Origin of the sequence: Actinomadura sp. 6N118 (assembly GCF_044326415.1) — a bacterium.
GTDB lineage: Bacteria > Actinomycetota > Actinomycetes > Streptosporangiales > Streptosporangiaceae > Spirillospora.
Map to the genome: position 1 here is coordinate 81,805 of NZ_JBIRAZ010000018.1, position 13,252 is coordinate 95,056.

The 13,252-nt window shown below is 68.1% G+C and carries 14 protein-coding genes and 1 tRNA gene; 8 read left to right on the forward strand and 7 right to left on the reverse strand.

Features of this window, described 5'->3' with window-relative positions; translation table 11 throughout:
• Positions 1 to 78 precede the first annotated feature (78 nt).
• Positions 79 to 354, forward strand: coding sequence for a hypothetical protein (locus tag ACH34W_RS37760; RefSeq protein ID WP_395965976.1), 276 nt, complete (start codon positions 79 to 81; stop codon positions 352 to 354).
• Between the two features lie 15 nt (positions 355 to 369).
• On the opposite strand, the gene istB is transcribed toward ACH34W_RS37760, so the two are convergent.
• On the reverse strand, positions 370 to 1,185 hold the full coding sequence (gene istB / locus ACH34W_RS37765; protein ID WP_395965977.1) for an IS21-like element helper ATPase IstB: 816 nt from the start codon (positions 1,183 to 1,185) through the stop codon (positions 370 to 372).
• On the reverse strand, positions 1,182 to 2,822 hold the full coding sequence (gene istA / locus ACH34W_RS37770; protein ID WP_395966105.1) for an IS21 family transposase: 1,641 nt from the start codon (positions 2,820 to 2,822) through the stop codon (positions 1,182 to 1,184). The genes istB and istA overlap by 4 nt, the downstream gene beginning before the upstream one ends.
• A gap of 190 nt (positions 2,823 to 3,012) precedes the next feature.
• Between istA and ACH34W_RS37775 the strand changes: the two genes are divergently transcribed.
• The 6 genes from ACH34W_RS37775 (at position 3,013) to ACH34W_RS37800 (ending at position 8,859) form a co-directional block, all read left to right on the forward strand.
• A complete protein-coding gene (locus ACH34W_RS37775; protein WP_395965978.1) occupies positions 3,013 to 3,588 on the forward strand; it encodes a hypothetical protein in 576 nt (191 codons plus the stop codon).
• A complete protein-coding gene (locus ACH34W_RS37780; protein WP_395965979.1) occupies positions 3,585 to 3,785 on the forward strand; it encodes a hypothetical protein in 201 nt (66 codons plus the stop codon). The genes ACH34W_RS37775 and ACH34W_RS37780 overlap by 4 nt, the downstream gene beginning before the upstream one ends.
• A complete protein-coding gene (locus tag ACH34W_RS37785) occupies positions 3,782 to 4,948 on the forward strand; it encodes a DNA cytosine methyltransferase (protein WP_395965980.1) in 1,167 nt (388 codons plus the stop codon). Before ACH34W_RS37780 ends, ACH34W_RS37785 begins: the two co-directional genes overlap by 4 nt.
• 58 nt (positions 4,949 to 5,006) lie before the next feature.
• The gene (locus ACH34W_RS37790) at positions 5,007 to 6,998 is read left to right on the forward strand and encodes a DUF3987 domain-containing protein (RefSeq protein WP_395965981.1); all 1,992 of its coding nucleotides are present in this window, start codon (positions 5,007 to 5,009) and stop codon (positions 6,996 to 6,998) included.
• 257 nt (positions 6,999 to 7,255) lie between these two features.
• On the forward strand, positions 7,256 to 7,447 hold the full coding sequence (locus tag ACH34W_RS37795; RefSeq protein ID WP_395965982.1) for a helix-turn-helix transcriptional regulator: 192 nt from the start codon (positions 7,256 to 7,258) through the stop codon (positions 7,445 to 7,447).
• Positions 7,447 to 8,859 carry a tyrosine-type recombinase/integrase gene (locus ACH34W_RS37800; RefSeq protein ID WP_395965983.1) on the forward strand — a complete coding sequence of 471 codons (1,413 nt, stop codon included), beginning with the start codon at positions 7,447 to 7,449 and terminating at the stop codon, positions 8,857 to 8,859. Before ACH34W_RS37795 ends, ACH34W_RS37800 begins: the two co-directional genes overlap by 1 nt.
• A gap of 145 nt (positions 8,860 to 9,004) precedes the next feature.
• On the opposite strand, the gene ACH34W_RS37805 is transcribed toward ACH34W_RS37800, so the two are convergent.
• Positions 9,005 to 9,080, reverse strand: a tRNA-Arg gene (locus ACH34W_RS37805).
• A 589-nt stretch (positions 9,081 to 9,669) separates the two neighbouring features.
• On the opposite strand from ACH34W_RS37805, the gene ACH34W_RS37810 reads away from it, so the two are divergent.
• On the forward strand, positions 9,670 to 10,698 hold the full coding sequence (locus ACH34W_RS37810) for a D-alanyl-D-alanine carboxypeptidase family protein (protein ID WP_395965984.1): 1,029 nt from the start codon (positions 9,670 to 9,672) through the stop codon (positions 10,696 to 10,698).
• Here ACH34W_RS37810 and ACH34W_RS37815 read toward each other — a convergent pair.
• The 4 genes from ACH34W_RS37815 to ACH34W_RS37830 form a co-directional block, all read right to left on the reverse strand.
• The gene (locus ACH34W_RS37815) at positions 10,695 to 11,111 is read right to left on the reverse strand and encodes an MscL family protein (RefSeq protein WP_395965985.1); all 417 of its coding nucleotides are present in this window, start codon (positions 11,109 to 11,111) and stop codon (positions 10,695 to 10,697) included. The genes ACH34W_RS37810 and ACH34W_RS37815 overlap by 4 nt on opposite strands.
• Positions 11,112 to 11,279: 168 nt before the next feature.
• Entirely contained in the window at positions 11,280 to 11,678 is a 399-nt protein-coding gene (gene mscL, locus ACH34W_RS37820; protein WP_395965986.1) for a large conductance mechanosensitive channel protein MscL, read from the reverse strand.
• 35 nt (positions 11,679 to 11,713) lie between these two features.
• On the reverse strand, positions 11,714 to 12,304 hold the full coding sequence (locus ACH34W_RS37825; protein WP_395965987.1) for a Flp pilus assembly protein CpaB: 591 nt from the start codon (positions 12,302 to 12,304) through the stop codon (positions 11,714 to 11,716).
• On the reverse strand, positions 12,301 to 13,125 hold the full coding sequence (locus ACH34W_RS37830; protein ID WP_395965988.1) for an S-methyl-5'-thioadenosine phosphorylase: 825 nt from the start codon (positions 13,123 to 13,125) through the stop codon (positions 12,301 to 12,303). Before ACH34W_RS37830 ends, ACH34W_RS37825 begins: the two co-directional genes overlap by 4 nt.
• Between the last annotated feature and the right edge of the window lie 127 nt (positions 13,126 to 13,252).

Below are 13,252 nucleotides of genomic sequence, written 5' to 3' on the forward strand. Positions count from 1 at the left end.
GGCGATCGTGGAGGCCTTGATCACGGGTGCGTTTTGGCCCCACCCAGCTGCGGGTGACTGGTCGGTAAGGTCGTGCCTGTGACGGAACGCAAGGGCCGTTGGCCGAAGATCGATCGGGATGGTGGCATCGAGGATGCGGTGCTGCTCATCTTGGAGTGGTTGGCCGAGCAGGGGGTGAACGCCATGATCAGGGTGGATCCCGAGAGGCTGGCAGAGGGGCGACCTGCGTGGACCTTCGCCGCTAACGGCGGACCGTTGCGTCACGGAATGCGGGCCGACGGTGCTAGCGCCGCGGAGTGTCTTTCCCGGGCGCTGGCCAGCCTGCGTGACGCCGGTGTTGTGGTGCCGTATTGATGTCGATCGCTGTCGTCATGGCGGGGACGGGTTCTGCTGTGCTCGGGTTTGGGCGAGCCGGTAGGAGTCGGTGCCGGTTTCGATGATGGTGGCGTTGAAGGTGAGCCGGTCGACGATGGCTGCGCAGAGCCGTGGGTCGGTGAAGGTCTTGGTCCAGCCGCCGAAGCTGTCGTTGGAGGCGATGGCGACGCTTGCGGTCTCCTCCCGGTCGGTCAGAACCTGGAAGAGGAGATCGGCGCCGCGTTTGTCGAGTTCGAGATATCCGAGTTCGTCGATGCAGAGCAGATCGTAGCGGCCGTAGCGGGCGATGGTCTTGCCCAGCACCAGCTCGTCGGCGGCCTCGACCAGCTCGTTGACCAGCCGGGCGGCCAGCACGTATTTGACCCGGTAGCCGGCCATGGCGGCCTCGGTGCCCAGCGCGATGAGCAGGTGGGATTTGCCGGTCCCCGAGTCACCGATCAGGCAGAGCGGCTGTCCGTTGCGCACCCATTCGCTCTTGGCCAGGGTGTGGATCACCGCTGCGGGGACGTTGGGGTTGGCGTCGAAGTCGAAGTCGCCGATCCATTTCTGCCTTGGGAAGCCGGCTGCCTTGACGCGGCGTTCGGAGCGGCGGCGCTGGCGGTCTTCGCACTCGGCCATCAGCAGTTCGGCCAGGAAGCCGCGGTAGGTGAGCTGTTCGCGTTCGGCGGCGTCGGAGGTGGCGACGAATTGGCCGCGGATGGTGGGCAACCTGAGCATCCGGCAGGCCTGGTCGATGGCGGCTTCGGCGGCTGGTTCGGTCAGCCCGCGCTGGTGCTGGAGCTGCTGATTGATGGCGGTGTTGCCGGTCATGACGCATCTCCCTGGGCGGGACGGTTGCGGAGCAGCTGGTCATAGGCGGCCACCGATGGTGGTGGCCGGGTGTCGGCCGGCATCGAGGCCAGCCGGTGCTCGGTGAGAGAGGCCACCTCCTCGGGGATCTGGACCGGGTGCCCCACTGGCAGTCCCGTATTGAGGGAGGGCTGCGGGTCGGTCTGGGGATCGGCCTGGGCGGCCTTGCGGGCCTCGACCGCGACCACATCGGCGGTCAAGGCGCCGACCTTGAGCGCGGTGGCGATTCCGGCGACCACGTGGTCGTGGGCCATGCTGCGGTGCAGCAGCAGCACCTCGATGAGGGCGCGGGTGCCGTCGGCGTCGCCGTGCGCTCGGCGGACCGCGGCCCACCAGGCGTCGTGAACAGGGGTGAACTTGCCCGCTTGGCGGGCCTGTTCCAGCGCGGTGGCGCCGGGTAGCGCCCCGGGCTTGCGCAGCAGGACTTCCAGGTAGTGGTCGAGTTCCAGGCGGACCGAGTTCTTGGCGATCAGCCGTTCGTGGCGGGCGACCTCGGTCCGGTCGGCGAACACCACCAGCTCCGACGAGTGCAGCATCACCCGGACCTTGCGGCCGATCAGATGAGCGGGCACCGAGTAGTGGTTGGTGCGGACGCAGATCTGGGCGCGGCGATCGACGCGGGGATGGAACACCCGGCCGGTCTGGAACGGCTCGTCGGGTAGCGGTCTCAGCAGCGGCCGCTCGATGGCGAAGTACTCGGCGACGGTGTGCGCCCGGGCCCCGATGCGTCGTTGGTCATCGTGGGTGTCCCACTGCTCGATGAGCGCGTTCAGCTCTGCAAGGGAGTCGACGCGTGGGACGGGGACCAGGTGGTTGCGGCGGAACCGGCCGACCTCGCCCTCCACCCCGCCCTTCTCATGAGCGCCGTCCTTGCCCGGCCGGCAATAGAAGGCCTCCAGGCCATGGTGGGACCGGAATGCTACCCAGCGTTCGTTCTCCACCCTGGCCCGGGTGAACCCGATGACCTGGGCGACCGCCGAGGTCAGGTTGTCATAGCGGACCTTGCCGCTCGGCACGCCACCCAGCACGCTGAACGCGTGCATGTGCCCCTCCAAAAACGCCTCCTGGCCGCAGGAGGCGAACACGCGGTGCACCGCCTTGCCCGAGTACGACATCCGGAACACGAACATGAAGCACTTGGTCATCGCCCCGGCCAGGTTGATCCACACGTCCCCGAAGTCGACCTCGGCCTCCACTCCGGGCTTGTGGGACTGCGGGATCGGCACCTCCGGCGGCCCACGCCCCGCCTCCACCCGGACCTGCGGCCGCCGCCAGGCCAGATACTCACACACCGTCGAATAGGAGATCCCCTCCATCTCCTGCTCGGCCACCAGCCGATCAAAAATCCGCTTGTTGGTGTGACGCTGCTTGCGCGGCGCGTCCAGATCCGCCCACAGCATCTGATCGATCGCCGGTTTGAACGGATCCAGCCGGGACTTGCGCGGCGGAGGCCGCTTGCGGGGCCTCGGCCACGCCGACGTCAACGCCTCACGCACCGTGCGACGGTGAATGCCGTACTTGCGGGCGAGCGCACGGACACCCAAACCCTCGATCCGCGCGTCCCGCCGGATCGCGGCGAACATCTCCACCTTGGTCATCCGCGCCATCGGCGCGACCTCACATCCCGGCGCCCCACCAGCGTCCCACCACAACCCCTCAGGTGGGGCCAGAACTCACCGGAACGTAATCCGTCGATCACGGGCTGGGGCCACCGCTGACCGGTAAGTGGGGCCAAGTCCCGCGCTCAGAACCACCGAAGCGGGCGCCCGTTACGTAGACACCCTGGGCATGCCCGACTTCCTGTCTCAGCAGGACTGGATGTGCGAGCGGTTCATGGTGGAGCGGACCGGGCTGAGTGTCCGTGAGCACCAACACCGCACCGTCGCCAACTACCTGCAACTGCGTGAGCTCGCGCCCGGCCTGCCGTGGCTGCCCGTTGTCCAGGGCTGGACGCTGGATGAGTACGTGTATTGCGTCGAGCTGTATGCATCGGCCGGTGTGGACCTGGCCGCGCTCCCGCGGGTGGGGTTGGGGTCGGTGTGCCGCCGCCAGTCCACCGGCGAGATCGGCCACATCGTGGCCACCCTCGCCGGCCTGGGGCTGGAGCTGCATGGCTTCGGCGTCAAGACCGGTGGGTTGCAGCGCTACGGCCACCATCTGGCCTCCGCCGATTCCATGGCCTGGAGCTACAGCGCCCGCCGCGAACCCGCCCTGATGGGCTGTACCGGCCACAAGAACTGCGCGAACTGCCTGGCCTACGCCACCCGATGGCGCGCCCGCCTGCTGACCACCCTCATCGCCCGCGGCCAGCAAACCGAACTGTTCACTCCACCCGCCACCAGCCCAGGGGAGGTGGCGGCATGACCCGACCGTCTGTCGGACTGGACTGGCGCGACAGTGCGCACTGGGGCGGCGGCAAGCGGCTGCCGTGCGTGCACTGCCGGCGCGGCGCGTTCTGCCGCGACGGCCAAGGCCGCCCCTGCCACAAAACGTGCGCCGAAGCCGTTCTGGCCCGCCGCACCGAGCAACCCGCACACGACCTCACAGAAGGTGCCGCATGAGCGTGACCGTGCTGGAAGGGTTCGCCGGCGCCGGCGGACTGTCGGAGGGCATCCGGATGCTCGGCCTCGGTCCCGCGCTGGGATACGAGATGAACGGCGCCGCGTGCGCCACCGCACGCGCCGCTGGCCACCCCCGCGTGCACGCCGACGTCCGCACCCTGGACCCCGGCGACTTCCCGGCCGCCAAAGGCTGGGTGTCCGGGCCGCCGTGCCCGACCTTCGCCGACTCCGGCAAGCGCACCGGCCGCGCCGACTACGCCACCGTGCTGGACGCCGTCGAACCCCTCGCCGACTCAACCGACCCGCGGCGCACGCTGGACGACATCGCCGCCGCTGTCACCGACGCCCGTACCGCGCTGGTCCTGGAAACCCTCGACGTCGCCCTGTCCCTGCCGGACCTGCGGTGGTTGGTCGCCGAACAGGTGCCCGCGGTAGACGGGATCTGGCGGGAGATGGCCGCCGAGTTGGCCGCGATGCACCGATGGGATACCTGCACCGTGCTGAGGTTGCGCGCCGACGACTTCGGCGCCGCGACCCGCCGCACCCGCGTGTTCCTGATCGCCACCCGCGGCCACGCCCCGGACCTGTCCGGGCTGCCGTATCGGGCCCGGTGGGACTGCGATCGGTTCGGGCCCGCCCCCGCCGACCTGCCGCCGAACCCGGTCACGCCGTTCCCGGTCACCACGATGGCTGCCGCGCTGGGCTGGCCGACCGGCGTACGTGTCAACACCCGTGGCAACCGCAGCACCCCCGGCGGCAACGAGTTCAGCGCCGATCAACCAGCGGTGTCATTGACCGGCAACGGCGCCCGGAGTTGGTACCGCACCGACCTGGGCAGCGTCGCCGGGCGCCTGACCGACCGGCAAGCCGGGCTCCTGCAAAGCTTCCCTGTCGACTACCCCTGGCAGGGCTCGCGGACGTCCCGCTTCCAGCGGATCGCCGATTCGGTCCCGCCGGTGATGGCCGCCGCCGTCATCGGCGCCGCCACCGCCCGGCCGTGGCAGGACGCCGTCTGGCACCACCTCACCGGCACCTACGGCACGCCCCGCCCGGACGTCGCCCAGATGCGCGTGTGTGTCGACCACGTCCCGGCCACGCAACTCGACCTGTTCGCCCTGCCCACGCCGCACGAAGGAGAGCAGCAGGGGCCGCGGGCCGCCTGATCGAGCTGCATCGCCAACTCGCCCACGATGTACCGCTCTGTGAGGTTGAGATCACGCCATGACCAAACCCACCCCGCTGCGGGTAATCGATGGCCAGTCCCATGACGTGGGGCTGGCCGCTAATGCCCCGCACAGCATCGAGGCCGAACAGCACGTTCTCGGTGCGGTGATGCTGTCAGCGGCCGCGCTGGCCCAGGTGCGGCCGCTGTTGGAGCCCGCCGACTTCTACCGACCCGCGCACGTCCGCATCTGGGAAGCGGTCACCGCGCTGGCCGACCGTGGCGAGCCGACCGACCCCCTGTCGGTCGGTGCGCAAATCGGCAACCGCAACCTGAGCAAGGTCGGGGGTGGCCCCTACCTGCACACCCTGATCGCGAACGTGCCTGTCGCGGCCAACGCCGCTCATTGGGCGCACCTGGTGCGGGATCTGGCCTATGCCCGCGCTGTGGTTGCCACCGGCACCCGGCTCGCACAGGTCGGTCAGCGTGGCATCGACGACGGCACTGCCGACCTGCGCGCCGCCGTCGCAGCCGAGGTGGCCGCGATCACCGCCCCCGACACCCGCGGGTGGTCCGACCCCACCCCACTGTCCGCGGCCCCGGACCTGCCCTCGTTCCCGATCTGGTGCCTGCCGGACTGGGCGGGGGAGTACGCCGCAAGCGTGGCGCACCTGACCCAAACTCCGCCTGACCTGGCCGGCTGCCTCGCGTTGGCGGTCCTGGCCGTGGCGGCGGGTGGAAACGTGTGGGTCAACGCCGGCGCCTGGAGCGAGCCGACCAACCTGTTTCTGCTGATGGTGCTGCCTCCAGGTAACCGCAAATCCGAGGTCTACAAGGCCATGACCGCCCCCATCCGGGCCGCCGAAGACGCCCTGATCGAGGCGGCCCGGCCCGCGATCGCCGAAGCGGTGATCGCGCGGCGGGTGGCCGAGGCCGAAGCCGAACGCGCCGAACAGCGCGCCATGGACCGCCCCGACGACCCCAACACCGCGGCCAACGCCGCCGGTGCTCGGCTCAAGGCCGACAGCACTGCCGTCCCAGCCGAGCCCAAGCTGTTCACCGGCAATGACGCCACTGTGGAGAAGGTCACCTCTCGGCTGGCCGAACAAGCTGGACGGTTCGCCGTGCTGGCCCCCGAGGGGGGCAAGTTGTTCTCCATCGCCGGTGGCCGCTACTCCGGAACACCGGATATCGGGGTGTTCCTGTCAGGCCACGCCGGTGAGGAAATGCGCATTGAGCGCATGGGGCGGGCGTCTGAACGCATCGACGCCGCCACCCTCACCCTGGGGGTCTGCCTGCAACCTGGCGTGCTGGCCGGGCTCGGCGACACCCCCGAGTTTCGCGCACAGGGCCTACTGGGCAGGCTACTGATCTCGATGCCCGAATCCCTGCTGGGCTACCGCCACTCTCGACCCGATCCAATCCCGGCCCACGTGACCGCCGATTATGAACGCACTTTGACCGCCCTGGTGCTCTCCCTACGGCCGCTCGGGGAGGCCGATGCCCAACCGGTCACGCTGACGTTCACCCCGGAAGCACAGGACGCTGTGGTGGCGCTGCTGGATGACATCGAGCCACGGCTACGCCCCAGCACCGGCGACCTGGCCCACATGACCGACTGGGCCGGCAAATACGTCGGTGCCGTGGTCCGTATCGCCGCCCTACTCCACCTCGGCAAGCACCTACGCGACGGCTACGCCCGTCCCATCGACCTGGCCATCTTCCAGGCCGCCGCCGAACTCGGCGACTACTTCATCACCCACGCCCAAACCGCCTACGACGCCATCGGAGCCGATCCCGCCGTCAACCACGCCCGCACCGTCATCGACTGGGCACGCCGCACCGCAACGACCCGCTTCACCACCCGCGACCTCATGCGCGGTCCCCTGAAGGGCCGCGTCCGCAAGGTCGCCGACCTCGACCCCGCCCTACGCGTCCTGGAAACCCACGGCTGGGCCCGCTGCGTCCCCTCGGCCCCCATCACAAGCCGAGGACGGCCCGCGGCCCCTTCCTACGAGCTCCACCCCGAGCTGTTCCAGGAGCCGCGATGACCGCCCCCACCCACACTCACGCACCGTCACCGGAACGGGGGCGGATCCCCAGACAGGGACACGGTGACAGGGGGACAGAAACCGACACAAACATTTCTGTCGGTTTCTGTCCCCCTGTCACCAGTCCCCGAGCCCCGCCCTCACCCCTCCGCTAGTCACGCAACGCAACCAAAGCCTGTCCTTCACCCCCGGCGGCCCGGGGCGGCACAACACCGCCGCCCCGGGGCCGCTTTCGTTCTTTTAGGGAGACCACACGAATGGCGGTCACTACCGAAGAAGACCTCACCGTCACGGACATCTGCCGAATCCTCCAGATTTCCCGGAGAACCTTCTACGAATGGCGCGCGAAGGGAAGGGCGCCACGCTGCAAGAGGGTTCCAAACGGCGAACTCCGTATTCGTCGCGCCGACTTCGAGCGCTGGTATGACGGGTGCGGGGACGTCGCCTGATGCAGAAGACGACCTACAAGGTGCGCGTCCACGAGATCGAAGCACGCAAGAACAAGCACGGCAAGGTCACCTCCTACCGCGTGCGATGGAGCGTGGCGGGTGAGGTCTGGAAGGAACCGTTCAAGAACTTCGCGCAGGCCGACGCCTACCGAAGTGCTCTTGTCACCGCGACACGTAATGGTGAGTCGTTCAGCATCACTACCGGCAAGCCCGTCTCCTGGGAACGTGACGACCGGGCGGACATGAGTTGGTACGACTTCGCCTGCCGGTACGTAGACATGAAGTGGAAGCCCGCCGCCGCCCGGTATCGGGGCGATATCGCGCGGGCACTGACCGCCGCAACCCCGGCCATGCTCGCCACCGAGCGAGGCAGACCGGACGACGCGAAGCTTCGCGCCGCTATGCAGCGGTGGGGATTCAACACCAAGAACCGCGATCACGCCCCCGACGACGTCGCCGCGATCCTGCGGTGGCTGTCGGAGAACACCAAGCCCGTCTCGGCTCTCGCCGAACCTGCCACAGCACGGGCGCTTCTGGATGCGGCAACCTCAAGGGTTGACGGCAAGAAGGTTGCCGCCACCTCGGCCAGAAAACACCGAATGCTGTTGGCCAACGCCATGGATTACGCCGCCGAACTCAAGCTCTTGGACGGCAACCCGATTCGAGAACTGAAATGGAGACCGGCGCGAACCAGCGGGGAGGTAGACCGTCGTCGCGTCGTCAACCATGCCCAAGCACGGGCCCTACTCGATGCGGTCAGGAAACAAGAGCCCAGCGGCCCGCACTTGGCAGCGTTCTTCGCCGTGATGTACTACGCCGCCCTCCGCCCCGAGGAAGCCGTCAACATCCGGAGGAATGACATCACCCTTCCACTGCTGGTGAAGGACGAGGGGACCGAGCAACTCTGTGAACCAGCCAATGGCTGGGGTGAGATCGTGGTGCGCAAGTCAGCGCCGTTCGCGGGGCGAGACTGGACCGACGACGGCGCGCTACGCGAGGAACGCTCTCTCAAACACCGTGCTGAAGACGAGACTCGGCCGGTGCCCTGCACACCCGAGCTGACGCGGATTCTCCGGAAACATCTTGCCCAGTTCAGCAGCGGTCCGGACGGCCGCGTGTTCTATGGCGTGCGTGGGGGAGAATTGCCCAACATCACCTACCGCCGAGCGTGGCGAAGGGCCCGGAAAGATGCCCTCTCGGCTGATCAGGTCGCTTCGCCATTGGCCGAACGCCCCTACGACCTGCGCCACGCGTGCGTGTCCACCTGGCTGAACGCGGGCGTACCGGCCCCCCAGGTCGCCGAATGGGCCGGCCACAGTGTCGAAGTGCTGCTCAAGGTCTACGCCAAGTGCATCGTGGGCCAGGACGAGGCCGCCAAACGCCGCATAACCGACGCACTCAACGATCAGTAGGGCCCCGCCCGCAGCCCGGTCCCGTGGGACCGTATTGGGACCGATCAACCGCAGTCGCCCGCACACGGCTGCATAGAGCCGCATACACCAGGAAGCCCCTGGCCAGCGTTCGCGCTGGTCAGGGGCTTTTTTCGTGTGGTCAGACTGGCGCCCCCGGCAGGATTCGAACCTGCGACACCCGCTTTAGGAGAGCGGTGCTCTATCCCCTGAGCTACGGAGGCATGCCGTTGCTTGCCGGAAGAGCCTAGCGGACGGCACATACAGAATAGGGGAACGGGAGCCCCGATCGCTCCTCTTATGAGGTGCTATAGCCGGAGCGGGGTCGGATCGGTACGCTACGTTGCCGTGACGGGACGCCATCGAGGGGACCTATCGGCTCTGAAGCGTGCCCCGTGGCGGGTGCTCGCTCTTGTGGCCACTGCGATCGTGGCCCTCGGGCTTGTCGTCGGCATTGTGGTGCGGAGCGACGAGCCGGAGCCGGAGCGGCCGCCGGGCGCGGCGGCGGTCAAGCCGACGCCGTCGGTTTCTGAGAGTCATCCGACGTACGAGGAGTTCGTGCCGCCACGGCCTGTGAAGAGCCGGGCACCGCAGGTTCGGAGGGCGCCGCGGCCGAAGGTCACTCCGAGCCTGCGGCCGTCTCGGCCGCCGGTGGTACGGCGGTGCCCGCGGGAGTGGGCCGAGAACCCCTTCCTTCGCAGGTGGTGCCAGCGGCACGGGTACGAGGTCCGGTAAGGGCAGATCCGCTCAGGTCACTCAGAAACCTGTAGTAGCGTGCCTGCGGACTGCTCTCAGGGCATCAGGAGGAACGAATTGCCAACCCCTCGGTCGGCGGGGCTGACCGCGGTTTTCCTGGTGATGACGACGCTGGGTGCGCCCGTGGCGCAGGCTGCGGTCAAGGATCCCCTTGAGGCCCTCCGGCGACAGGCCTCTGCGGCTCGTACGCAGTTGGAGAAGGCCACAAAGCAGATGGAGAGCCGTAAGAAAGATTTGGCACGCTCCCAGGACAAGCTTCGCACCACTCTGAAAGACCTTGGCAAGGCGGAGGCGGAGCTCAACCGCATCCGCGAGCCCCTGGCGAGGCTGGCGAACGCCTCGTACCAGCAGCCGGGCGCCGCTGGGTCGATGGCGATTTTCGGGGGCGGGAATGTGGGCGACGCTCTGCGGGCGACGGCGGACGTCACGCATTTGGCGAACGGGCAGGACGCGCTGGTACGGAAGGCCGACGAGCTGCAGAGCCGCAGGTCCCGGCTGACGTCGGAGGCGCAGGAGTTGCAGTCGAAGAACGCGGTCGAGCAGACACAGCTGCAGCAGGAGATCGACGGGCTCAAGAACAAATCGACGCAGCTCACCAAGCAACTGACGTCGATGCTCAAGAAGCTGCGGATCGACCGTGACCGGCGGCTTGAGCTGGGCTGTGACAAGGACCTGGCCAAGAACGCGCGGAACTTCCCGAACGGGCTGATCCCCAGCAAGTATCTGTGCCCGCTGCCGCAGAAGGGCGAGCAGCTTCGGGCCGACGCGGCCCTGGCGTTCTACAAGCTGAACGCCGCGTACAAGAGACGCTTCGGACGCGACATGTGCGTGACCGACTCGTACCGGAGCCTGGCCGATCAGAACCGCATTTACTCGCAGCGACCTGGGTTTGCGGCAGTGCCAGGTACGAGCAACCACGGGCGCGGCCAGGCGCTCGATCTGTGCGGCGGCGTGCAGAGCTCGGGCTCGACCCAGTTCAACTGGATGGAGTCCAACTCCAAGAAGTACGGATGGCTGCATCCGTCGTGGGCGTACTCCAACCCGTTCGAACCATGGCACTGGGAGTACGGCACCGAGGAGGACTAGGTGGCCGGCGCCTCGGTGGCGGGCACGACCTCGACGGTGCAGTAACGGCACCGGCGGGCCTTCACCGGGATGTCGCTGAGGCATTGGGGGCACTCGCGTTCGGTGACCTCCTTGTGCCGGTCCAGGCGCTCGATGAACTTGGTGGTCGGCAGCACCACGATGAAATACACGATCAGCGCGGTCATGAGGAACGCGATCGCTGAGGTGAGGAACACCCCGTACGGGAACTTCGTTCCGTCGACCGTGACCGCCAGCCGCGTGTAGTCGGGCTTGCCACCGAGCAGAGAGATCAGCGGCGCGATGAACGCCGTCGCGAAGTCCTTCACAAGGCTCGCGAACGCGGCGCCCACGACGAACGCGACCGCGAGTTCGACGAGGTTGCCGCGGATCAGGAACTTCTTGAAGCCACCCATGGAGCGCTCCTGCGGAAGGGGAGTTGTTCAGACCGCCCGTACCCACCACCGAGCTTCTTTATTGATCACATCTTGAGTGCCACACGCGCCTGCGCCTGTGCACTTAGGCGTTTGTGGGTTCGTCGCCAGGCGCCCGTGGGTGGGGGTTGCGAGGGGTGTGTTGGGTTGTCAGGGGGTGGCGAGCTCAGTTGTGCAGAACTTGCAGCGGGTGGCTTTGAGGGGGATCTCGCTCAGGCAGGCTGGGCAGTCGCGTTCGGTTGCCTCCTTGTTGCGGTTCATTCGGGCCAAGAGAGCGGCGACCGGCTGCACGACCAGGAAGTAGACGACGGCTGCGATGATCAGGAACGAGATCAGGGCGTTCAGGAAGATGCCGTAGGGGAATTTCGAGCCGTTCACCGTGAAGTAGAGCGAGGCGAAGTCGGGCTTGCCGCCGATCGCGGCGATCAGCGGGGTGATGAACGAGGACACCAGCGCGGTCACCAGGGCGCCGAAGGCGGTGCCGATGACCACCGCCACGGCCAGCTCGACCAGATTGCCGCGCAGCAGAAACTTCTTGAAGCCGTCCATGAGAATCCTGTGATTGATCGACTACGGATTGTCAACTATCCCACGATAGTGAGCGACAATCTTGATCGGGTGGAGGCTGCGACAAGAGCGGATGCTTGTCTGCTCGATGTCGCGACGACGACCAGGGCGCCCTGGTCTGATGTCTCGGGAGGGGGCGGCAGTGCGATCACCGTCACTCCGGCGACTATGAGGCGAGCCCATGGAGGGCTGGCGTCCTCTGACGGGGTGGCGAGGACGTCGATGCGGTCGCCGGTCCGGAGGAGGCGTACGGCGGCTGCGTCGGCGATCCGGATCGGTGTCGCCACGGTGCCCGGGTGGCCTCGTAAGAGGCCGGGGCTCATCAGGCGGGCGTCGGTCAATGGCTCGCCCCGTCGGACTGGGCCGGCCAGCAAACGGCCTGTGGCGGGAGTGTGGAGGGCTCCGTCGGGCACCAGGTCGGCGGGCAGCGCGATGGTGTGAAGGTCGCCGGGCCGGAGCGCGGAGCCGCCTGGCAGGTCACGGGCGGCGGCGACCACTGTGACCGAGGGCGGCGGGCCGGGTTTGAGCGCGAGCAACGCCAATGCTGTGGCGACCGCCGCAGACAGCGCCGCCACCGGCCGCCGCCACCGTGCTAACCACCCGGTCATGGGAGATCCAGAGGGAGGGTCATGCCGTCCAGGGTGCGAGCACAGGGGCAGGTGCGGTCGGTTGGGAGGGACATGACCGCGTCGGAGACCACGGCGCGGAGGCGGTCGATGTTTTGGGCGAAGACGCGGTAGACCTCCTCCATCGTGACGCCCTCGCCCTCCTCGATGCCGGCGTCGAGGTCGGTGACCAGGCAGAGGGGGGTGTAGCAGAGGGCCAGCTCGCGGGCCAGGACGGCCTCCGGGTGGCCGGTCATGCCGACCAGCGTCCAGCCCTGCGCCGCGTACCACTGTGACTCGGCGCGGGTGGAGAAGCGCGGGCCTTCGATGACCACGAGGGTGCCGCCGTCGACCGGCTCCCAGTCGGCCTTGCGCGCGGTCTCCACGGCGACGGTGCGGCCGATGGGACAGTAGGGGTCGGCGAACGAGACGTGGATCGCGGCGTTCTCGTCGTAGTAGGTCTGCGCGCGGCCGGACGTACGGTCGACGAACTGGTCGGGCACGGCCAAGGTGCCAGGGCCGTAGGCGGGGGTCAGCGAGCCGACTGCGCTGGGAGCGAGGATCTGGCGGACGCCGAGGGACCGCAGCGCCCACAGGTTGGCCCGATAGGGGATCTTGTGCGGAGGGTAGCGGTGGTCGCGGCCGTGGCGGGGGACGAACGCGACGCGCCGGCCGCCGACGTCGCCGATCGCGATCCGGTCACTGGGCGGGCCGTAGGGCGTGTCGACCTGCACCTCCTCGATGTCGTCGAGGAACGAGTAGAACCCGGAACCGCCGATGACACCGATCTCGGCGGCGGGGATGGATGCGGAAGGCGTTGTCATGCCGCTGACATTAACCACCCTTCGGAGGTGTCCGGGAGACCCTCTCCAATCTGTGGATAACTTCGGTTGCGGACATGGCGAAGGGGCCCGGCGGCGGTGCCGGGCCCCTTCTCGGAGGGGGTCTCCG

What these genes read in the sequence shown, in the direction of transcription:
- ACH34W_RS37800 (WP_395965983.1), top strand. Translation starts at nt 7,447, where the DNA reads ATGCAGAAGACGACCTACAAGGTGCGCGTCCACGAGATCGAAGCACGC.
- istB (WP_395965977.1), bottom strand. Translation starts at nt 1,185, where the DNA reads ATGACCGGCAACACCGCCATCAATCAGCAGCTCCAGCACCAGCGCGGG.
- ACH34W_RS37815 (WP_395965985.1), bottom strand. Translation starts at nt 11,111, where the DNA reads ATGGGTGGCTTCAAGAAGTTCCTGATCCGCGGCAACCTCGTCGAACTC.
- ACH34W_RS37825 (WP_395965987.1), bottom strand. Translation starts at nt 12,304, where the DNA reads ATGACCGGGTGGTTAGCACGGTGGCGGCGGCCGGTGGCGGCGCTGTCT.
- ACH34W_RS37790 (WP_395965981.1), top strand. Translation starts at nt 5,007, where the DNA reads ATGACCAAACCCACCCCGCTGCGGGTAATCGATGGCCAGTCCCATGAC.
- mscL (WP_395965986.1), bottom strand. Translation starts at nt 11,678, where the DNA reads ATGGACGGCTTCAAGAAGTTTCTGCTGCGCGGCAATCTGGTCGAGCTG.
- ACH34W_RS37830 (WP_395965988.1), bottom strand. Translation starts at nt 13,125, where the DNA reads ATGACAACGCCTTCCGCATCCATCCCCGCCGCCGAGATCGGTGTCATC.
- ACH34W_RS37785 (WP_395965980.1), top strand. Translation starts at nt 3,782, where the DNA reads ATGAGCGTGACCGTGCTGGAAGGGTTCGCCGGCGCCGGCGGACTGTCG.
- ACH34W_RS37795 (WP_395965982.1), top strand. Translation starts at nt 7,256, where the DNA reads ATGGCGGTCACTACCGAAGAAGACCTCACCGTCACGGACATCTGCCGA.
- istA (WP_395966105.1), bottom strand. Translation starts at nt 2,822, where the DNA reads ATGACCAAGGTGGAGATGTTCGCCGCGATCCGGCGGGACGCGCGGATC.
- ACH34W_RS37775 (WP_395965978.1), top strand. Translation starts at nt 3,013, where the DNA reads ATGCCCGACTTCCTGTCTCAGCAGGACTGGATGTGCGAGCGGTTCATG.
- ACH34W_RS37780 (WP_395965979.1), top strand. Translation starts at nt 3,585, where the DNA reads ATGACCCGACCGTCTGTCGGACTGGACTGGCGCGACAGTGCGCACTGG.